General features: G+C 72.6%; 17 protein-coding genes and 1 tRNA gene. 3 read left to right on the forward strand and 15 right to left on the reverse strand.

What is annotated here, in order from left to right; translation table 11 throughout:
- Window positions 1-133: 133 nt before the first annotated feature.
- A complete protein-coding gene (locus LH044_RS09175) occupies window positions 134-1,030 on the forward strand; it encodes a class I SAM-dependent methyltransferase (protein WP_227759727.1) in 897 nt (298 codons plus the stop codon).
- Window positions 1,031-1,039: 9 nt separating this feature from the next.
- Here the strand turns inward: LH044_RS09175 and mfd are convergent, their stop codons facing one another.
- From mfd to LH044_RS09220, 9 genes are all read right to left on the reverse strand, one after another.
- Window positions 1,040-4,591, reverse strand: coding sequence for a transcription-repair coupling factor (mfd, locus tag LH044_RS09180; RefSeq protein WP_227759728.1), 3,552 nt, complete (start codon window positions 4,589-4,591; stop codon window positions 1,040-1,042).
- A gap of 125 nt (window positions 4,592-4,716) precedes the next feature.
- Window positions 4,717-5,301: an aminoacyl-tRNA hydrolase gene (gene pth / locus LH044_RS09185; RefSeq protein WP_227759729.1), complete on the reverse strand. Its 585-nt coding sequence runs from the start codon at window positions 5,299-5,301 to the stop codon at window positions 4,717-4,719.
- Window positions 5,301-5,969, reverse strand: a complete 669-nt coding sequence (locus LH044_RS09190) for a 50S ribosomal protein L25 (RefSeq protein ID WP_227759730.1) — start codon at window positions 5,967-5,969, stop codon at window positions 5,301-5,303. The genes pth and LH044_RS09190 overlap by 1 nt, the downstream gene beginning before the upstream one ends.
- A gap of 253 nt (window positions 5,970-6,222) precedes the next feature.
- Window positions 6,223-6,948, reverse strand: a complete 726-nt coding sequence (locus tag LH044_RS09195; RefSeq protein WP_227759731.1) for a class I SAM-dependent methyltransferase — start codon at window positions 6,946-6,948, stop codon at window positions 6,223-6,225.
- Between the two features lie 472 nt (window positions 6,949-7,420).
- A complete protein-coding gene (locus LH044_RS09200; protein ID WP_227759732.1) occupies window positions 7,421-8,404 on the reverse strand; it encodes a ribose-phosphate diphosphokinase in 984 nt (327 codons plus the stop codon).
- A 28-nt stretch (window positions 8,405-8,432) separates the two neighbouring features.
- The gene (locus LH044_RS09205; protein ID WP_227759733.1) at window positions 8,433-9,563 is read right to left on the reverse strand and encodes a bifunctional UDP-N-acetylglucosamine diphosphorylase/glucosamine-1-phosphate N-acetyltransferase GlmU; all 1,131 of its coding nucleotides are present in this window, start codon (window positions 9,561-9,563) and stop codon (window positions 8,433-8,435) included.
- Between the two features lie 34 nt (window positions 9,564-9,597).
- Window positions 9,598-9,672, reverse strand: a tRNA-Gln gene (locus tag LH044_RS09210).
- A 74-nt stretch (window positions 9,673-9,746) separates the two neighbouring features.
- Window positions 9,747-10,802: a glycosyltransferase family 2 protein gene (locus tag LH044_RS09215; protein WP_227759734.1), complete on the reverse strand. Its 1,056-nt coding sequence runs from the start codon at window positions 10,800-10,802 to the stop codon at window positions 9,747-9,749.
- Window positions 10,799-12,232, reverse strand: coding sequence for a sugar transferase (locus tag LH044_RS09220; protein ID WP_227759735.1), 1,434 nt, complete (start codon window positions 12,230-12,232; stop codon window positions 10,799-10,801). Before LH044_RS09220 ends, LH044_RS09215 begins: the two co-directional genes overlap by 4 nt.
- Before the next feature lie 506 nt (window positions 12,233-12,738).
- Between LH044_RS09220 and LH044_RS09225 the strand changes: the two genes are divergently transcribed.
- On the forward strand, window positions 12,739-13,815 hold the full coding sequence (locus LH044_RS09225; protein WP_227759736.1) for a GNAT family N-acetyltransferase: 1,077 nt from the start codon (window positions 12,739-12,741) through the stop codon (window positions 13,813-13,815).
- 19 nt (window positions 13,816-13,834) lie between these two features.
- Here LH044_RS09225 and LH044_RS09230 read toward each other — a convergent pair whose 3' ends face one another.
- Together LH044_RS09230 and LH044_RS09235 are read right to left on the reverse strand one after the other, a co-directional pair.
- Window positions 13,835-15,385 carry a lipopolysaccharide biosynthesis protein gene (locus LH044_RS09230; RefSeq protein WP_227759737.1) on the reverse strand — a complete coding sequence of 517 codons (1,551 nt, stop codon included), beginning with the start codon at window positions 15,383-15,385 and terminating at the stop codon, window positions 13,835-13,837.
- 17 nt (window positions 15,386-15,402) lie between these two features.
- Window positions 15,403-16,746, reverse strand: coding sequence for a hypothetical protein (locus LH044_RS09235; RefSeq protein WP_227759738.1), 1,344 nt, complete (start codon window positions 16,744-16,746; stop codon window positions 15,403-15,405).
- A 216-nt stretch (window positions 16,747-16,962) separates the two neighbouring features.
- Between LH044_RS09235 and LH044_RS09240 the strand changes: the two genes are divergently transcribed.
- A complete protein-coding gene (locus LH044_RS09240; RefSeq protein WP_082130871.1) occupies window positions 16,963-17,064 on the forward strand; it encodes a 30S ribosomal protein bS22 in 102 nt (33 codons plus the stop codon).
- A 38-nt stretch (window positions 17,065-17,102) separates the two neighbouring features.
- On the opposite strand, the gene LH044_RS09245 is transcribed toward LH044_RS09240, so the two are convergent.
- Genes LH044_RS09245 through LH044_RS09260 form a run of 4 tightly spaced genes read right to left on the reverse strand, consistent with a single transcriptional unit; the run spans window position 17,103 to window position 19,864 of the window.
- The gene (locus LH044_RS09245; protein WP_227759739.1) at window positions 17,103-17,825 is read right to left on the reverse strand and encodes a 4-(cytidine 5'-diphospho)-2-C-methyl-D-erythritol kinase; all 723 of its coding nucleotides are present in this window, start codon (window positions 17,823-17,825) and stop codon (window positions 17,103-17,105) included.
- Window positions 17,822-18,667: a 16S rRNA (adenine(1518)-N(6)/adenine(1519)-N(6))-dimethyltransferase RsmA gene (gene rsmA, locus LH044_RS09250; RefSeq protein ID WP_227759740.1), complete on the reverse strand. Its 846-nt coding sequence runs from the start codon at window positions 18,665-18,667 to the stop codon at window positions 17,822-17,824. Before rsmA ends, LH044_RS09245 begins: the two co-directional genes overlap by 4 nt.
- A gap of 1 nt (window position 18,668) precedes the next feature.
- Entirely contained in the window at window positions 18,669-19,010 is a 342-nt protein-coding gene (locus LH044_RS09255; RefSeq protein ID WP_227759741.1) for a hypothetical protein, read from the reverse strand.
- The gene (locus LH044_RS09260; RefSeq protein WP_227759742.1) at window positions 19,007-19,864 is read right to left on the reverse strand and encodes a TatD family hydrolase; all 858 of its coding nucleotides are present in this window, start codon (window positions 19,862-19,864) and stop codon (window positions 19,007-19,009) included. Before LH044_RS09260 ends, LH044_RS09255 begins: the two co-directional genes overlap by 4 nt.
- Between the last annotated feature and the right edge of the window lie 14 nt (window positions 19,865-19,878).

Raw genomic sequence — 19,878 nt, forward strand, 5'->3', positions numbered from 1 at the left:
GGGTTGCTCCCGCACGTCGACCGCAACGTACCCACGGGGTGTGACACGCAGCCGGGCGGAGGCGCCCGAGGTCGGCCTGCGGGACCGGAGGCTCTACCCTGAGCGGACCCGAGCGTCGACCCATGGGGGGAACATGTCCGCAGCAGCTCACGGCGAGCCCCGCTGTCCCGCGTGCGGCGGGCCGGGCAAGAGCCGCCGCTACAAGGTCGAGCACTTCGACCTCTACCGCTGCGAGCTGTGCGGCACCGAGTTCCTGTACGCCAGCGAGGACCGGCCCCGGGCCGAGGCCACCTACTGGGACGCCTACAAGTTCGAGATCTACGCCGACGACGCGGTGCGCGACGACTACGCCAACCGCTACGAGCAGATCCTCGGCCGCGTCGAGTCCGATGTCGGGCCGATCCGGTCGCTCGTCGACATCGGCTGCGGCATCGGCAACTTCCTGCTGTGGGCGAAGGAGCGCGGCCTCGACGCGGTCGGCGTCGACGTCGACCACGACGCCATCGCCACCGCCTGTGACCGCGGGCTCGACGCCCGCCACGTCGAGGACCTCGACGCCCTCCGCTCGGCCGGCGGCGTCGACGCCGTGACGCTGTGGGACGTGATCGAGCACGTCGACGACCCACTGGACATGCTCGAGACCGCCCGGTCGCTCCTCCGCCCCGGCGGCGTCGTGATCCTGGAGACGCCCGACGTGCGCTTCCCGGCCCGGCCGTTCGTGATCGCCGTCCGCAAGGTGGCCGAGCCGATCCGCTGGAGCGACATGCTCTACTACTCCGACCACCAGACGTACTTCTCGGCCCGCGGCCTCAGCACGCTGCTCGGCCGGGCCGGCTTCGACGTCATCGACCAGCAGGGCATGCGGTCGCCGTCGGCGAAGATGGAGCGGCTGTTCCGGGTGTGGGCCGACGCCGGCTCGGGCGCCGGGAAGCTCGGCCCGGTCCTCTACAAGCCGCTCGACCGGACGATGCAGGCCGCCAGGGTGACCAACAAGCTCATCATGGTGGGCCGGGTCCCCGACGCCGGGTAGGCCGCCGCCTCAGCCCTCGTCGGCGGGCGGCGGCAGGAGCTGCTGCAGCGCCTCGACCAGGTCGGTGGCGAGCGAGGCGCCGGCCTTCACCGGCAGCTGCAGCTGCGACTGCTCCTCCTTGTAGACCGCGCCCTTGTAGAGCCGGGCCAGCCGCATCTGCTTGGACTGCGGCAGGCGGATCGGCGAGATCCGGGCGACCCAGCCCGGACCCGACAGCGCCGAGGCCTTGGTGACCGCGACGTCCTCGACGCCGGTCCGCACGCACTCGGCGCGCAGCCGGGCGATGGCGAGGAGGTTGGCTGCCGGGTCGGGCACCGGGCCGAAGCGGTCGACCCACTCGTCCGCGATGTCGTCGACGTCGGCCTGGGTCTGCACCGCGGCGAGGCGCCGGTAGGCGTCGAGGCGCAGGTCGTCGCGCTCGACGTAGTCGGCGGGCAGGTGCGCCGGCAGGGGCAGCTCGAGCGTGATCTCCTTGGCCTCGACGACCGGCTCGCCGTTGAGCTGGGCGATGGCCTCGTTGACCATCTGCACGTACAGGTCGTAGCCGACCGCGGCGACGTGGCCGGTCTGGCCGGTGCCGAGCAGGTTGCCCGCGCCCCGGATCTCGAGGTCGCGCATGGCGATGCGGAAACCGGATCCCAGCTCGGTGGTCTCGCCGATCGTCTTGAGGCGCTCGTAGGCCTCCTCCGACAGCTGCCGCTCGGGCGGGAAGAAGAGGTAGGCGTAGGCCCGCTGGCCCGAGCGCCCGACGCGACCGCGGATCTGGTGGAGCTGGCCGAGGCCCAGCAGGTCGGCGCGCTCCACGACCAGGGTGTTCACCGTCGGCATGTCGATGCCGGACTCGATGATCGTCGTGCACACCAGCACGTCGAACGCGCCCTCCCAGAAGTCGAGCACCACCCGCTCCAGCGTCCCCTCGTCCATCTGGCCGTGGGCGACGGCGATGCGCGCCTCGGGCACGAGCTCCCGGATGCGCGCAGCCTGCTCCTCGATGTCCCGCACGCGGTTGTGCACGTAGAAGACCTGGCCCTCGCGCAGCAGCTCCCGGCGGATGGCCTCGGCCACCGCGCGCTCGTCGTACTCGCCGACGTAGGTGAGGATCGGCTGGCGGGCCGCGGGCGGCGTGTTCAGCAGCGACAGGTCGCGGATCCCGGTGAGGCTCATCTCGAGCGTCCGCGGGATCGGCGTTGCCGAGAGCGTGAGCACGTCGACGTCGGCCTTCATCTGCTTGATGGCCTCCTTGTGGCTCACGCCGAAGCGCTGCTCCTCGTCCACGACGAGCAGTCCGAGCCGCTGGAAGGCGACGTCGCCCGACAGGAGGCGGTGCGTGCCGATGACCACGTCGACGGCGCCGGACGCGAGCCCCTCGGTGACCTCACGGGCCTGGGCGTTGGTGAGGAACCGCGACAGCACCTCGACGCGCACCGGGTAGCCGGCGAAGCGATCGGAGAACGTCTGGAAGTGCTGCTGGGCGAGCAACGTGGTGGGCACGAGGATCGCCACCTGCTTGCCGTCCTGGACCGCCTTGAACGCGGCGCGGACCGCGACCTCGGTCTTGCCGAACCCGACGTCGCCGCACACGAGCCGGTCCATCGGGACCGTCGACTCCATGTCCTCCTTGACGTCGCGGATGGCCGTGAGCTGGTCGGGCGTCTCCTGGAACGGGAACGCCGCCTCCATCTCGCGCTGCCACGGCGTGTCCTCGGCGAAGGCGTGGCCGGGTGCGGCCTGGCGCTTCTGGTAGAGGACGACGAGCTCCTGCGCGATCTCGGCGACCGCCGAGCGCACCTTCGCCTTGGTGCGGGCGAAGTCGGCCCCGCCCATCCGGTTGAGCGAGGGCGTCTCGCCGCCCGAGTACAGCCGGATCGCGTCGATCTGCTCCGACGGGACGTACAGCTTGTCGTCGCCGCGGTACTCGAGCAGCAGGTAGTCGCGGGCGGCGCCGCCCATCGTGCGCTCCACCATGCCGGCGAAGCGGGCGACGCCGTGGTGCTGGTGGACGACGTAGTCGCCGACCTTCAGGTCCTCGTAGAAGCGCTGGGCGTCGCGGCGCGGCGCACGCGGCGGGCGGTGCGTCCGGCGCCGGCCGGTGAGATCGGCCTCGGCCAGCAGCGCCAGCTGCACGCCGGGCAGGATGCAACCCCGGTCGATCGGTGCGACGACGACCTTGCCGCCGGGAGCCAGCAGCCGTGCGGCGTCGACCGAGCCGTCGCCATCGCCGTCGAGGACCGGGAACGTGAGCCCGTGCTCCGAGATGAGCTTCTGGAGGCGGACGGCGGAGCCGGCGCCGTCGGCGCAGACGACCACGCGGTACCCATCGCCCACGAGCTGGCGCAGCTGGGCCAGCAGGGCCTCTCCGCCGCCGACGGCCGGGGGCCAGGTCGACGACGCGACGGCCGGCGTGTCGGGCGCGTCGGGCACCGCCGCTACCGACCAGGTCGGCGCCTCGGTGTGCGCGAGCAGGCGGTCGAGGTCGACGTGGAGCCGTGGCAGGTCGTGGTCGTCCTCGAGTCCCCACGTCCGGGCGAGCGTCGAGCCGAGGTCGGCCTCCTCGGCCAGCACGTCGGACACGCGGTCGCGCAGGCGCCGCGGCTCGACGAGCAGCACCAGCCCGTCGGGGCCGAGGAGGTCGAGCAGCACGTGCTCGGGCGACCCGTCGGCGGGCACGGCGCCGTGCTCGACCAGCCACGGCAGCCACGCCTCCATCCCCTCGAAGACCTCGCCGTCGGCGAGCCGCTGCCACTGCTCCCGGCCCCACGGGTCGGTGGCGATCAGGCGCTCGGCCCGCTCGCGTACGGCGTCGGTCGGCAGCAGCTCCCGGGCCGGGTGCAGCTCGACCTGCGCCAGGTCGGTCCCGCTGCGCTGGTCGGCCACCGAGAACTCGGCCAGGCGGTCGACCTCGTCGCCCCACAGGTCGATGCGCACCGGCCGGTCGGCGGTCGACGGGAAGACGTCGACGATCGACCCGCGGACCGCGACCTCGCCGCGGTGCTCGACCTGGTACTCGCGGCGGTAGCCCGACAGCACCAGGCGCTCGACGAGCTGCTGCTGGTCGACGCGGTCGCCCGGCCGGACCACGATCGGCTCGACGTCCTCGACCTCGGGTCCGAGGCGCTGCGCGAGCGCGCGCGCCGGCGCCACGACCACCTGGAGGGAGTCGTCGCCGGCGCGCAGCCGCCACATGACCCGGAGCCGCTGGCCCATCGTCTCGATCGAGGGGCTGACCCGCTCGAACGGCAGGGTCTCCCACGACGGGAACAGCTCGACGGCGTCCCGGGGGAGGAAGGCGCGCAGGTCGCCCGCCAACCGTTCGGCGTCGGCCACGGCCGGCACGGCGACGACGATCGGTCGGCGCGTCGACAGCGCGGTCAGCCCGGCGACCGACGCAGCACGGGCGGCGTCGGGCAGCACCAGCACCGTCGACCGGCGACCGAGCGCGCCGACGAGCCCGGGCTCCTCCCGGAGGACGCCGAGCAGCGGTTCGAGCGGGGCCTCGGGGGGTTCGGGGTGCGCGGGCGCGGACGCGCCGGAGGACGGGGTCGGAGCTGGGGGTGCGACCATGGCGGCTGCGAACCTACCCCGCGCCGGGTCGTCCGACGGCCTCGGGCCCGACGCCGGACCCCGGGCGGATCGCACCCGCATCGTGCGCGCGGCGAGCCGGTTCCCGGGCGGGTCCGGACGGCGGCTCAGGGGCGCTGGTTCATGCGCTGCATCGCCGCGTCGACGCCGTCGGTGGCGATCAGCTCGATCGCGTCGGCCGCGATGCCGACCATCACGTCGAGCTCGTCCCGGGTGCGGCCGCGGACCTTCGACAGCACCCAGTCCGCGCCCCGGTCGGGGCCGCCGGGCGGCTTGCCCACGCCCATCCGCACGCGGACGAAGTCGGCGGCGTGGAGGTGGGCGTCGAGCGACCGCAGGCCGTTGTGGCCGGCGAGCCCGCCGCCGACCTTCACCTTGACCCGGCCCTGCTCGAGGTCGAGCTCGTCGTGGGCGACGACCAGCCGGGACAGGTCGTCGACCTCGTAGCGGCGGACGAGCGCGACCGCCGACTGGCCGGAGTCGTTCATGTACGTGGTGGGCACGGCCAGCACGACGCGGGACGAGCCGATCCGGACGTCACCGACGAGCGCGTTGACCTTGCCGTCGGCCTTCAGCCGGCCGCCGTGGCGCCGGGCGACCTCGGCCACCGCGTCGGCACCGACGTTGTGGCGCGTGCCGGCGTAGCGATCGCCGGGGTTCCCAAGTCCCAGGACCAGCAGGTCCCAGGGCATCAGCCCTCGGCGTCGTCGTCGCCCGAGGCCTCGGCCCCGGCGGACTCGCCGTCGCCGCCCTCACCGTCGCCCTCTTCGCCCTCCTCGCCCTCGCCGCGGCCGGTGACGGCGGCACGGGTGAGCTCGGCGGTGACGATGGCCTGGTCGGGGTCGGTCGCGAGCTCGACGCCGGCGGGCAGCGGCAGGTCGGCCGCGACGATCGTCGTGGTGAGCGTCAGGTCGGTGATGTCGGCCTCGATCCCGTCGGGGATGGCGTCGGGCTTCACCAGGACCTTCAGGGCCATGAGGCGCTGCTCGGTGATGCCACCGTTCTGCGTGACCTCCTTGGCCTCGCCGACGAGGTGGATCGGCACCTCGACCTCGATCGTGGCGTCGGGGTCGACGGTCAGGAAGTCGATGTGGGTGACCTCGCGACGCACCGGGTGGCGCTGCAGGTCCTTCACCACGGTCAGGTACGACGACCCGTCGACGGTCAGCGTGATCAGGGCGTTCTGGCCGGCGTCGGTGCTGAGCGCGCGGCGCAGCTCCTTGTAGTCGACCGCCACCGAGATGGCGTCCTTGCCCTCGCCGTAGAGCACGGCGGGGACGAGACCCTCACGACGGAGGCGGCGGGACGGGCGGGTCCCGGTCTCCCGGCCGGTGGAGGCGGTGAGCGTGACCTCGGACATGACGAACTCCTGCGAACTGAACGGACTGGCCGCCCGAGCGGGGGCGGCGACGGACGTCGGCCCGGCGACGGGCGACCCGACACGTTACCGGCCTCGAGCCGGTCGGGGCCAGCCGCACCGGGGGCCGCTACGCACCCCGCCGATGCGTCGCTCGTGACGACCTGACCCCGACGCGATCCACACACGGGTCGTCTCCGACCGAGCACGTGGCGCCGGCCGAGACTACAGCGGTCGGCCGGGACGGCGGCTACGCCTATCGAGACATCGTCTTCGTGGCGACCAGGGTGAAGCTCTGGCGCAGCTCGTCGAGAAGCGAGTTCCATCGGTCGGGCACCGGGAGGGATCGACCGGCGAACTGCCTGTCGAGCTCGACGATCGTCATCCCGAACGAGCGCAGCTTGCGAACCGTCCATACTTTGGTCGGCAGCGTCTCGACGTCGTAGGAGGCCTCGCCGTAGAGCTTCGTCGCCATCCGTGCGGCGAGACCGCCGGAGAAGACGCTAATTCCCGGGTGTCCGTAATGCGGATCCTTGGCGAAGTTCTTGAGCCCGAACCGGATCGGGGCTCGGAGAAACAGCACCCCACCCGGTCGAAGGACACGGACGCACTCGTGGAGCATCGCCACCTTGTCGGGCACGTGCTCCAGCACGTCAGAGGAGGCGACGATGTCGAACTCGCCCGTCCTGAATGGCATCTCGCACGCGCTCGCCAGCTGGGTACGTGCTCGCAGGCCGTAGGCGGTCGCGCGGATGCGTGCAGCCTGGACGGCTTCCGGGATCACGTCGATGCCGGTCGGGTTCGCACCTGCCTGGCCGAGAGCGACCAGCCAGGCGCCGTTCTGGCAGCCAACGTCGAGCACCGCCTTGTTGGCCAGCGTGGTGACTGATTGAACCAGGGCGTTCCGTTCTCGGGCTCGCTCGACCGCACCTTCTTCGTACTCGATCCACCGATCGCGATGAGGATCGGCGTCACTGAGCACCGCCGAGCTCCAATACTCGAAAAACGGTCGCTCAACCCCGGTGAGATTCGGAAATGCGCGAGGGTCGAGCGCTGTCCCCTCCCATGCTCCTTGTGCGCCTACCACCGTTTCCCTTCCTCAAGGTGACGCATTACGTTCGCCTAATTCGCCCGCCGACACAAGCGCAAGTCGTGAACTCACACGGGAGGGCTCATGCCGACCAGGTTTCGGCCCCAACCGCCAGGACACGAATCCACAATTGGCTGCGGTGTAGAGACCGCCTTGCAACGAATCAAGCAGAGAACGAACGACCTCTGCTCGATTGTGAGCCAAGCCCGAGATCCGACGCCACACCTGGCAAGAGCTCCGAGCCCATTCCCTTGGTGACGTGGTCGGCCGCGGCCGGTCGCGACGGACCTTGACCCGACAGCGCAGCGTGAGAGCGGTGTCTGGTGGCCGGCTCACACAGAGCCGTCAGCGACGTTGCGGGGTCTCAGTGCTGGTTCTGGCCGTCGAAGATCTCGCTGACCGACGTGTCCTCGAAGACGGCGTCGATCGCGTCGGCGATGATGCCGGCGGCCGAGAGCACCTCGATCTTGTCGATCCGCTTCTCGGGCGGCAGCGGCAGCGTGTTGGTGACGACGACCTTCTCGATCGACGAGTTCTTCAGGCGGTCGATCGCCGGGCCGGAGAACACGCCGTGGGTGGCGGCGCAGTAGACGGCCGAGGCGCCCCGCTCGGTGAGCTGGTCGGCGGCGGCGACGATCGTGCCGGCGGTGTCGATCATGTCGTCGATCAGCACGCAGGTGCGGCCCTCGACCTCGCCGACGACCTCCTTGGCCTCGACCTGGTTCTTGGCGCCCTTGACCCGGCGCTTGTGGACGATCGCCAGGTCGGCGTGCAGGGCGTTGGCGTAGCGCTCCGCGACCTTCACCCGGCCGGCGTCGGGCGACACGACGACGAGGTCGTCGCCGAGGTTGTCGGCCATCCACTGGACGAGCACCGGCATGGCGGTCAGGTGGTCGACGGGCCCGTCGAAGAAGCCCTGGATCTGGCCGGAGTGCAGGTCGACCGACACGATGCGCTTGGCGCCGGCGACCTCGAACATGTTGGCCAGCAGCTTGGCCGTGATCGGCTCGCGGCCCTCGGCCTTCCGGTCCTGGCGGCCGTAGCCGTAGAAGGGGGCGACGACCGTGATCCGCTTGGCCGAGGCCCGCTTGGCGGCGTCCACCATGATCAGGTGCTCCATCAGCGCGTCGTTGACCGAGAGGTCGCCGGATGCGCAGTGGCTCTGGAAGATGAAGAGGTCGGCGCCGCGGATCGACTCGCCGAACTTGCAGTGCAGCTCGCCGTTGGCGAACTCAGCGATCTCCATCGGCGCCAGCGCGATCCCGAGCTGCTCGGCGATCTCCTCGGCAAGCTCGCGGTTGACGCGTCCGGCCACCATCGTCAGCCGCTTCTTGGTCACCAGTTCCATGACCGACCTCGCCTCCAGCACCGCCGGGTCAGGTGGCGGTGTCCGCAGTGTAGAACGGGCCCGTGGTGACGTCCGAAGGCAGTTCGGACCCGGCACCGAACGAGGCGTAGGGCCCGACGGTGCAGCGGTCGCCGATGCGGGCGGAGCGGGCCGTCGTCTGCTCGATCACGCAGTCGTCGCCGACCGTGCAGTCCACGAGCCGGGTGTTGGGGCCGAGCTCGGTCCCGTCGCCCACGACCGTGGCGCCCTGCAGGATCACGCCGGGGAACAGGGTCACGTCCTGGCCGACCTCGACGGTGGTGTCGACGAACACCGAGGCCGGGTCGAGCATCGTGACGCCCGAGCGCAGCAGCGACTCGTTCGTGCGGCGCCGCAGCTCGGACTCCGCCGCCGCGAGCTGCACGCGGTCGTTGACGCCCTGGGTCTCGGCCGGGTCGTGGGCGATCACGGCCTCGACGCGGTGGCCGGTCCCGGACAGCACGGCCACGACGTCGGTCAGGTAGTACTCGCCCTGCGCGTTGTCGGGCTCCACCCGGCGCAGCGCCGGCGCCAGCAGGCTGCGTCGGAAGCAGTAGATCGACGTGTTGATCTCGTCGATCTCGCGCTCCTCGGCCGAGGCGTCGCCGTCCTCGACGATCCGCTCCACCGAGCCGTTCGAGCCCCGGACCACCCGGCCGTACCCCGACGGGTCGTCCATCACCGCGGTCAGCACGGTCGCGGCGGCCCCGGTCGAGCGGTGGTGCCCGACCAGCTCGGCGATGGTGGCGGGCCGCAGCAGCGGCGCGTCGCCGGGCAGGACGAGGACGTCGCCCTCGTCCTCCTCGTCGGGCAGGCCGACGAGGCCGACCATGGCGGCGTCGCCGGTGCCGCGCTGGACGCGCTGCTCGACGAACTCGATGTCGATGCGGTGCGAGTGCTCGAGCAGCTTCTTGGCGACCCAGTCGCCCTTGTGGCCGACGACGATCACCGCCCGGGACGCGTCGGTGGACGCCAGCGAGTCGAGCACGTACATGAGCATCGGCCGGCCGCAGAGCCGGTGCAGCGGCTTCGGCCGCTCGGACTGCATGCGCCGGCCCTCGCCCGCGGCGAGCACGACCGCGGCGAGCGGCGGCAGCGCCACGTCGGTGGGGTCGTCGTCGAGTGCGAACGGGTCGGTCATGGCACCTGTGGTCCTGTCACCTGGAGGTTCGTCATGGCTGGCGGGGCAGGATTCGAACCTGCATCTTCCTGATCCAAAGTCAGGCGTTCTGCCGTTGAACTACCCGCCAGGGGCTCCCGGTTCAACGTAGTTCGCCGCTCCCCCGGCGAGGCTCCCACCGGGTGCGGCGCGGCTCGGCTGAGCTCAGGACGCCTCGAGCGATCGGCGGGGCCCGCCCCGGCCGACGGCGGTGGCGGCCGCCTCCTCCCAGAACCCGATGCCCCAGCCGAGGTGCAGCGCCACGAAGGCCGCGGGCACCCAGCGCCGGTCCTCGGGGTCGACCGAGTCGATGACCTGCCGGGTCCCGGCGGCCACCAGCGCGCCGTAGCCGGCGAGCACGGCCAGGCCGAGCGGGCGCGTGCGGCGACCGGCGAGCAGCGGGACGGCGGCGGCCAGCGCCCCGACGAGCACCGGGGCGGCGAGGTGTCGGGGGCTCGCGGACTCGGGGTGCTGGACGAGCGTCTGGACCTTGCCGGCGCCGTAGCGCCGGTACTGGCGGAACAGCGCCCCCACGCTCTGGCGGCAGTCCCAGTCGATCCGGATCGCCGGGTCGAACAGCAGCTCGCGACCCGACTGCCGGAGCCGGTAGTCGAACTCGAAGTCCTCGTTGACGAGCTGGTCCTCGTTCCAGCCGCCGAGCTCCCGCACCAGGGCGGTCGGGTAGGCGCCGAAGGGGACGTGGTCCACGGTCTGGGACTCCGTGCCGTAGTGGTACACCGAGTTGCCCTGCGCCAGCTTCGAGCCCATCACGGCCGCGATGGCGCGGCCCTGCGACGTGTGGCCGACCCCGTCCTTGCGGCCGCCCACGCCGCCCCATCGACCGCTGCGCAGGTGCCCGACGACCCGCTCGACGTAGTCGTCACCCACGTTGCAGTGGGCGTCGATCCGCACGAACCACTCGCCCCGGGCGCGGCGCAGGGCCAGGTTCATCGCCTTCGGGATCACCCGGTCGGGGTTGTCGACCAGCTCGATCCGGGGATCGTCCGCGGCCGCCGCCCGCACGAGCTCGGCTGTGTCGTCGTCGGACGCGCCGTCCACGACCAGGATCTGCAGGTCGGGGTACGTCTGGGCCGAGATCGACGCCAGCAGCGGGCCGATCGAGGCCGACTCGTTGCGGGCCGGGACCGCGACGGTGACGAGGCCCGGGACGAGCTCCGCCGAGGGTCCGTCGAGGAGCGGCTCGGGACCGCCCAGGCTCACCGGCGCTTGCCGAGCAACGTCGGGATCGTGCGGAGCCCGATCACGAGGTCGCGCCACAGGGACCAGTTCTCGATGTAGCGGTTGTCGAGCCGGACCCTGGTCTCGATGCTCGTGTCGCCCCAGAACCCGTTGACCTGGGCCCAGCCGGTGATGCCGACGGGCACCCGGTGGCGCTCGTGGTAGTCCTCGATCTCCGAGCCGAACTGCTCGACGAAGTGCGGGCGCTCGGGGCGGGGCCCGACGAGCGACATCTCGCCCTTGAGGACGTTGACCAGCTGCGGCAGCTCGTCGAGGTGCGTGGGCCGCAGGAGGCGGCCGACCCGGGTCACGCGGTCGTCGTCGTCGACGCTCCACTGCTTGGCCGAGTCGTCGTTCACCTTCATCGTGCGGAACTTGAGGATCTCGAACGGCTTGCCGCCGATGCCGATGCGCACCTGGCGGAAGAACACCGGTCCGGCGCTGGTCAGCTTCACGCCGATGGCGCAGGCCAGGAACACCGGCGCCGTCAGCAGCAGGAGGAGCCCGGCGGCGACGAGGTCGAACGCCCGCTTGACCGGCCACATGTGCGAGGCGGTGCCCGGACGGCGCAGCGGTACGAGCGGCAGGCCGTCGACCTCGTGACCGACGTCCTCGTGGCTCACGCCGAGCTCGAAGAGGCGGGGCACGGCGTAGAACTGGACGGTGTCGTCGTGGCAGCGGCGGACGATGCGCACGAGCTCGGTCTCGGAGGCGGCGCCGAAGGCCAGCACGACGTGACGGACGGCGGTCAGCTGGAGGATCGCCGGGAGGTGCTCCGGGTGCCCGACCAGCGGCAGGGCGTCCTGGTCGTCGAAGCGGTCGATGAACCCGCACGGCACGAGGCCGAACTCGGGGTTGTCCTTGAGGGCGGCGGCCACGGCCTGGCCGACCGGGCCGGAGCCGACGATCAGCGTGTCCTCGAGGTCGAAGCCCTGGCGGCGGACCGACGCGGTGACCCGGGACGTGATCAGGCGGCCGAGCAGGACGAGGGGCAGCGTGAAGACGACGAGCTGGACGATCGCCACGACGTCGATGAAGCGGCGGGCGTTGGAGAAGTCGTTCACGCGGGTCAGGGTGACGAGCGCGGACGTGGCCACGGGGGCCAGGCCGATCCGCGTGATGATCGACAGGAGGCCCTCGCTCGGGGCGACGGCCTGGCGGCCACGCCGGTGCGTGGGCCACAGGAGCAGCGTGCCGACGATGGCGAACAGGATGCCGACCCGCACCGAGATGACCGCGTCGGCGAAGTAGCCGAAGGCGAACAGCGGGATGAGGAGCGCCACCGCGTCGAGCAGGTGGCCCATCGCCTGGAGGCTCCGGCCGACCGCCCGCCGCTCCTGGCGGGTGATGTCGGACGCCGGCGGGTTGAGGACGATCGGGTCAGCGACCGCACCGTCGGTCAGGTCGATCACCCCGCTCGGACCGTCCACCAACCGCAGGACGGACGGGCGCGAGCTCGAATGGCTCAACCCTTCCGCATCGGAGTACCTCAGCATCTCGCCCCTCTTCCCTCAGCACTCCGGCAAGCGCCGGAGTACGAAGCAGGGTCACCCGTCCGACGGGTGGCCCGACCCAGCTCTTCTGTCCACAGCTCCAGCGCTCGCCACAGCCCTACCCACGTACGACGACGCCGATTCGATGGCGGCACCGGATGCGACTTCCGACGACCAACCCCTTGAGGTCGTCCTCCGCCGATTCTCCCCTGTCCCGGGCCCCATGTCACCATGTGACTCTCGCCACGGTCAAGGGTAGAACGCGGGCAGTTCTCCCAGTCGTCGCCCCCATTTCACCGCCCCGTCGGACCCGTCACCGTCCGGCTGCCCGCCCGTCGACCGGACGTTCCCCGGACCGTCCGCGCGGGCGCGGGCCGAGCAGGCCCCGGTGGCGCGACGGTGCCCGCCGGGCCACACTCGCCCGGATGCGGGTGGACGTGGTGGAGCAGCTGGGCGACCTGGCCCCGGCGTGGGACGAGCTCGTGGACCGCCAGGCGATGCCCTCGGCGTTCCTCCGCAGCTGGTGGCTGGGCGCCGCCGCAGCGGGGCGCCCGCAGGTCGTCTGCTGCTTCGACGGCGACGAGCTGGTCGGTGGTGCCGCCTTCGAGGTCGACGCGATCGGCCGCGGCGGCACCGGCCTGGAGCGCGTCCGCTCGCTCGGACAGGGACCGCTCGCCCCCGACCACCTCGACGTCGTCGCGGCGCCCGGGCGGCGCGCCGAGGTGGCGCGCGAGGTGCTCGGGTGGCTCCGCCGGCCGGGCAGCCGGCTCGTGGACCTCGACGGTCTGGCCGCCACCGGAGCGCTCGCCCGGGTCCTCTCCCGCCACGAGATGACCCGCACGGGTGCTCCATTTTCCCCCCTGCCCGCGGACCTCGACGCGTACCTGGCGGACCGCCCGGGCCAGCTCCGCTCGACGATCAGCCGGACCCGCAAGCGGATGGTGAAGGCGGGGGCGACCATCCGACGGGTCGGTCCCGACGACGCCGACCGGGCGCTCGCCGACCTCGCCCGGCTGCACGACCACCGCTGGGCCGACGACTCGGGGTTCCTCGACGCCTGGGACCGCTTCGAGCGCGCGGCCCGGGCCGGTCTGCAGGACGGCTCGGTCGTGGTCCACGAGGCGGTCGACGCCGACGGGCAGGTCGTGGCGACGGAGCTCGACGTGCGGGCCGCCACGAGCATCGCCTTCTACCAGGCCGGCCGCAGCACCGACCGCGAGTGGCGTGGCGTCGGCTCGGTGCTGAAGGCCGACGTCGTCGGCTGGGCGATCGAGCACGGCGCGACCGAGTACGACCTGCTGCGCGGCGACGAGGCCTACAAGTCGGACTGGGCGACGGATCGGCGGGAGGTGGTCCGGGTCCGCTTCGGCTCGGGCACCGCCGGGCGCGCCGTCGCCGTCGCCGCGACGGCGTGGTTCCGCGCCCGCTCCGTCCAGGTGGCCGCCTCGGCCGAGCTGGCCCGTCGGCGCGCCGAGCGAGACGAGCCGTCCGCCGAGGCGTGACCGCCGAGCCGGGTCTCGCTCAGCGGCCCCGGAGCTTGGCGACCAGGTCAAGCAGCTCACGCCGCGCCGGCGGGAAGACCGCGAGCGCCAGCAGCGCGCCGAGGGTGCCGGCGCCGGTGATCGCGGCGAGCGACAGCACGCCCTCCTCGGTCATCAGCCGGACCGGCAGGGCGAACAGCAGGATGCCCGCCGTGACCACCAGACCCGGGACGAGGCACGACAGGGCGGCCGACGTGCGGGCCGAGATCATCCGGTCGACGATCAGCTGCCGGGCGCCGACGAACACGACCTGGATGACCAGGTGGATGCACGCGACCCAGACGATGCCCTGGGGCGCCACGAACCACATCGCCACGAGCATCGTCGGCACCATCACCGCGTTGAGCCGCAGCAGCACGCCCGGCCGGTTGATCGCCATCAGCAGGTCGCCGGTGGCGAAGCCGAGGCCGGTGACCGCGCCGGCGATCGAGATGATCTCCATCGTCTGGATGCCGGCCGTGTTCTGGAACCCGTAGAAGACCGTGAAGGCGTCCCGTGCGACGAGGGCCAGGCCGACGCCGACGGGGAACGAGAACAGCGCCACGATCCGCAGCGCCTTGAACATGCCGTCGCGGATCGCGGCCTCGCCCTCGGCCCGGATGCGGGAGTACATGGGGAACAGGACGGCGGACAGGCCGTTGAGCTGTGCGCCCATCACGAACTCGGGCAGCCGGAACGCCTGGTAGTAGCTGGCGTACTGGTCGTGGCGGCGGTTGCCGACGATGAAGTAGTCGCCGTTGAGGGCCAGCAGCCCGAGGAACCGGTTGCCCGCGACCCGCCACGCGTACGAGAACAGCTGGCGGACCGTCGAGGTCTCCCACGAGAACGTGGGCCGGAAGCGGAGCACGGCCCAGGTGCCGATCAGGGCCACGCCGTACGCCGCGAACAGCCCGAAGACGATGGCCCAGGCCCCGAACCCCGCCAGCGCGAGCGCCAAGGTGACGACGAAGCGGCTGAGGTCCCTCGCCACCTCGACCACCGCGCGCCGCCGGAAGTCCATGTTCCGCATGAACAGGGACCACGGCACCGTGGTCAGCGCCGACAGCACCACCACGATCGCGAGGCAGCGGAACTCGGCGACGTACGACGACTGCTGGAAGTAGTCGGCCACGTACGGCGCGCTGAAGAAGGCGATGATCGCCAGGACCAACCCGAGCCCGACGTTCGCCGTGAAGGCGACCTGCACCCGCTGGGAGACCCCCTCCTCCTGCTCGTACACCAGCGCCGCGCCCATGCCGAGGTCGAGGGCGTTGTCGAAGTAGAAGGTGATGAGCATCAGCGTGACCATCACCGCGTAGTCCGCCGGGTCGAGGACCCGGGCCAGGACGGCGGCGAGGATCAGCGCCGAGACGTAGCGGGTGAAGATCCCGACGTTGGCCCAGAGGAACCCGCGGCTCGCCGTCGTCCCGAGCGACTGCTCGTCGCCGGGGGCGCCGTCGCCGCCGGCGCCGTCATCAGGGGCCTCGGTGCGGCCGTCCGAGGTGCCGCCGTCCGAGGTCTCCTCGTCGGCGTCCGCCGGTCGATCCGCCATCGATCAGCGCGCCGCGCTCAGCGGCGGATCACGACGACGCCGGCCGGACCCGAGCTGAACGAGCGGAGCGTGTCGCCGGCGGAGCGGGCGTCCGTCAGGCTCGTCTGGCCCTCGGCAACGACCATCAGGGTGGCGTCGGCGAGCGACAGCAGCTGCGAGGTCGGCACCGGACCCGGCACCTTCGGGCCGTTGATGATCACGACGTACCGGCCGGCCATGCCCTCGAGCACCCGGTGGAACGTGGAGCGCATCCGCAGGATGTTCCGGCTGCGGTCGACGCCGGCGCCGAGGAACCGCACCATGCCCTCGGGGGCGGCGATGCCGTCCAGGTCGGCGGGCAGCTGCGCGTCGGTCAGGGTGAGCAGCGCCTTCTCGGGGTCGAGCTGGCCGGCGAGGCACTCCGAGAGGCCGGCGACGTCCTCGGCGTGCACCAGGCCGGTGAGCGTGCCGCGCTCGAGGTCGGCGTCGACCAGGGCGACCGGCTGGCCGAAGCTGCGGGCCACGACGCAGGCGAGCGCGAGGGCGAGGGTGGAGCGGTCGACCCCGGTGTCGGCGCCCACGAGCACGAGCCGGTGGATCGGCTCGTTGAGGCTGAGCCGCTCGACCGCGGAGATGACGCCGGCGACGGCGTCCTGCGGGTTGCCGCCGCGACCCGACAGCACCGGGACCTTCACGAGGATCGGGAGGTCGATGGCGTCGGTGACGTCCTGGGCCGACGCGACCACCGGCTTGCGCAGGTTCCGGAAGAGGAAGATCAGGTACGGCACCAGGCCGCCGAGGAGGGCGCCGAACACCGCGGCGAACCACACCGGGAAGGTCGAGGTCGACTGCAGCGGCTTGGCGAAGACCTCCTGGAAGATCGGACCGGGGATCCGCTGCTCGGCGGGGAGCTCGGCCTGGTTCCGGTCGAACACGCCCCGCATGGCGGGGATGACCTGGGCGCTCACCGCCTCGGACTGCTGCTGGTCGGGGCTGCTCACGACCACGTCCATGTACGGCGACTCGGGCGAGCGCCGCGTCGAGATCATCCCGGCGATCTGGTCGATCGACAGGTCGAGGTTGCCGCGCCGCTTGACCTCGGCGGCCATGCCCTTGGAGGAGGCGAGGCTCTCGAGCGCCCGCGACAGCACGTCGTTGTCGTTGGGGTTCGAGCCCGACAGCACGATCACCGAGCGGGTCGTGTTGTAGACGGGCGCCTGCAGCGAGACGAAGGCGGCGGCGACGACGGCGGTGATGAGCGCGCTGGCCACCACCACCATCACCTGGAAGCGCGTCAGCCGCAGCGACGGGCGCATCTCCACCGGCGCAGGGGCCTCCCCCGTGTAGCCGACGACGTCGCCCGAGGTTCGCATGGGTGTCATCTGACGAGCATCTCCTGATCACGGTGACCCCTGCGTCGTGCAACGCACGACGGGGGCGCCCCCAGCCCGAACGTCGAGTGTACAGAGCGACCCCACCCATCCGGAATCGGTCGATCCCCCATGCCCGGTCGTCGTCGGTCCGACCGTCCCGGCGGTCACGGAGCGCGCGACCCGGTTTGGGTGCTGGCGCCGTCGGCCTCTATCGTGGCCCCCGCCATGGGTTCCCTGATCAAGAAGCGCCGCAAGCGCATGCGCAAGAAGAAGCACAAGAAGCTGCTGCGGCGTACCCGCCACCAGCGCCGCGCCCGCGGCAAGTAGCTCCCGGCGATCAGGCCCTCGGCTCCGGCACCCCGCCTCTACGGCGGTGGCGCGCCCGGAGGCAGCGTCCTGGCGACGACCCGGCCCGGTCCGGGATGTGCACCCTCGACGAACCACGTCGACCCGCTGCCCGCGAGGCGCGGCCGCTGACCCGTCGCGCCCTCGAGGCGGTCACGCCACCCGGCGAGTTCGGGGACGAGCGACAGCGCGGCCGGCTCGAGGTCGTTGCCGTGGTCCCCGGCGGGACCGCCCATGTCGTCCCAGCGCCGGTAGACGAGCGGCGTCGCGCAGTGCAGCGGCGGGGTGAGCAGTGTGACCGTCCGCGCCTCGAACGGCAGCGGCTCCAGCTGCTCGCCGATGCCCCGCACCCTGGCCCGGCCGCCCCGGAGGCAGAAGGCGACGTCGGCGCCGAGCCGCACGGCCCGCTCGGGATCGGTCTCGCCCGCCCAGCGCAGGACGGCGGCGGCATCGGCGCTGCCCCCGCCCAGGCCCGCGCCGGCCGGCACGCGCTTGTGCAGGACGACGCCGGCGGTGCGGCCCACCAGCCGGAGGGCCCGGGCCACCAGGTCGTCGTCCTCGCCGGGCGTGCGCACCCCGTCGCGCTCGACGACGAGGCCGTCGCCCGACTCGTCGACCTCCAGCACGTCGCCGAGGTCGAGCGAGACCATCTCGGCGTCGATGAGGTGGTAGCCGTCGTCGCGGACGCCGGTGACGCGCAGCGACACGGTGAGCTTGGCCGGTGCGAACAGCTCGACGGTCACGACGGCTCCCCCTCAGCCAGCGCCGTCGCGAGCCGCACCCAGTCGTCGAGCCAGAGCCGCTCGGGTCGCAGCTGCGGGTCGATGCCCGCGGTGGCGAACCCGGCGGCGTCCACGTGGCGTCCGATCGTGGAGCGGAGCATCTTGCGCCGCTGGCGGTAGGCCTCCTCGACGAGCGGGAACACCTCGGCGGGGCCGACGGCCGTCGACGGCGGGTCGTGGCGCTCGATGCCGACCACCGCGGACTGCACCCGGGGGCGCGGCACGAAGACCTCGGGCGGGACCGTGGTGAGGATCCGGGCCGACGCCCACCAGGCGAGCTTGACCGACGGGATGCCGATCGTCCGGTCCCCCGGTTCGGCGCACAGCCGCTCCGCGACCTCGAGCTGGACCATCACGACCAGCCGGCGCACCTGCGGCGCGCCCGACAGCACGCGCATCACCACCGGCACCGCGACGTTGTACGGGAGGTTGGCGACGAGCACCCACTCGTCGGCACCGAGCAGGTCGGCCCAGTCGACCTCGAGCGCATCGCCCTCGACGACGTGCACCGCGGCGCCCGGGCCGTCGGGACCGTCGGCGGTGGCGAGGACCTCGCGGAGCACGGGCAGCAGCGCCCGGTCCTTCTCGACCGCGAGCACCTGCGCCCCGGTGTCGGCCAGCGCGAGCGTCAGCGAGCCCAGGCCGGGTCCGACCTCGACCACGCGGTCGCCGGGCCCGACGCCGGAAAGGCGGGCGATGCGGGCGACCGTGTTCGGGTCCGCGACGAAGTTCTGGCCCAGGGAGCGACGGGCCTCGAGCCCGTGCCGCTCCAGGAGGTCGCGGATCTCCCCGAGGCCGAGCACGTCAGCCGTCGTCGGCCGCGGACGTCGTCGTGGTGGTCGTCGCGCCCGACCCGCCGCCGGTCGTGGTGGTGGTGACCGCCACGTCGGGTGGGACGGTCGACGGTCGGCGGTCCTCGTAGCGGCTCGATCCCTTGCGGTACCAGTCGGGCAGCACGGTGATCGGCGTCGGCGGGAGGGTCTCGACCGGTGCCGCCGCGGTCGTCGTGGTCGTGGCCTCGGTGGTGGTCGTCGAGGTCGCGGCCTCGTCGTCGCCCGAGCCGCTGACCCAGGCGACGAGCAGGACCACCACCGCCACGACGCTCACGCCCGCGGCGATCAGGATCCGGGCCGGCATCGCGTTCACGCCGGGGCCCCGCCGGCGACGTCGGCGCGCGGGAGCCCGTAGAAGCGGCGAGCGGTCGAGGTCGTCGCGGCGGCGACCTCGTCCACCGGGAGCCCGAGCAGCGCGGCGACCTCCTCGCCCACGCGCGCCACGAGCGCCGGACGGTTGCGCTTCCCGCGATGGGGCACGGGGGCGAGGTAGGGCGAGTCGGTCTCGACCATCAGGCGGTCGAGCGGCGTGCCCGCCACCGCGTCGCGGAGGTCCTGGGCGCTGCGGAACGTCACGATGCCCGAGATGGACAGCAGCGCCCCGACGTCGAGGCAGCGCTCGGCCTCGGCCGGGCCGCCGGTGAAGCAGTGGAACACCGTCCGCTCGGGCACGCCGTGCTCGGCGAGCACCTCGAACGTCTCGTCCCAGGCCTCCCTCGTGTGGATCACGAGCGGGAGACCGGTCCGGTGCGCCAGGTCGATCTGCTCGCCGAACGCGCGCCGCTGCGCGTCGCGGGGCGAGTGGTCGTAGTGGTGGTCGAGCCCGCACTCGCCGATCGCGACCAGCGCCCGGTCGCCCGAGTCGAGCGCGGCGTCGACCAGTTCGCTGAGCGCGGCGACGCCGCCGTCCGCGTCGTGCGGGTGCACCCCTGCGGTCGCCCACACGTGGTCGAAGCGGCCCGCCAGGGCCAGGCAGGCGGCCGACCGCTCGGCGTCGGTCCCGACCGTCACCAGCTCCTGGACCCCTGCCCGCAGCGCCTCGGCCACCAGGGCAGCGGGGTCGTCGTCGCCGTCCAGGTGGCAGTGGTTGTCGATCCACGTGGGACCGGGTGCTGCCGGCGCCGTCGCGGCGCCGTCGGACGTGGCCATGTCGTCGGGACCGGTCACGGCCCAAACGTAAT

The sequence above is a fragment of the Dermatobacter hominis genome (genome assembly GCF_020715685.1).
Taxonomy (GTDB): Bacteria; Actinomycetota; Acidimicrobiia; order Acidimicrobiales; family Microtrichaceae; genus Dermatobacter; species Dermatobacter hominis.

Bases quoted from the DNA above. Each gene is read 5' to 3' on its own strand.
- LH044_RS09175 (WP_227759727.1), top strand. From the start codon at position 134: ATGTCCGCAGCAGCTCACGGCGAGCCCCGCTGTCCCGCGTGCGGCGGG.
- mfd (WP_227759728.1), bottom strand. From the start codon at position 4,591: ATGGTCGCACCCCCAGCTCCGACCCCGTCCTCCGGCGCGTCCGCGCCC.
- pth (WP_227759729.1), bottom strand. From the start codon at position 5,301: ATGCCCTGGGACCTGCTGGTCCTGGGACTTGGGAACCCCGGCGATCGC.
- LH044_RS09190 (WP_227759730.1), bottom strand. From the start codon at position 5,969: ATGTCCGAGGTCACGCTCACCGCCTCCACCGGCCGGGAGACCGGGACC.
- LH044_RS09200 (WP_227759732.1), bottom strand. From the start codon at position 8,404: ATGGAACTGGTGACCAAGAAGCGGCTGACGATGGTGGCCGGACGCGTC.
- LH044_RS09205 (WP_227759733.1), bottom strand. From the start codon at position 9,563: ATGACCGACCCGTTCGCACTCGACGACGACCCCACCGACGTGGCGCTG.
- LH044_RS09225 (WP_227759736.1), top strand. From the start codon at position 12,739: ATGCGGGTGGACGTGGTGGAGCAGCTGGGCGACCTGGCCCCGGCGTGG.
- LH044_RS09230 (WP_227759737.1), bottom strand. From the start codon at position 15,385: ATGGCGGATCGACCGGCGGACGCCGACGAGGAGACCTCGGACGGCGGC.
- LH044_RS09235 (WP_227759738.1), bottom strand. From the start codon at position 16,746: ATGACACCCATGCGAACCTCGGGCGACGTCGTCGGCTACACGGGGGAG.
- LH044_RS09240 (WP_082130871.1), top strand. From the start codon at position 16,963: ATGGGTTCCCTGATCAAGAAGCGCCGCAAGCGCATGCGCAAGAAGAAG.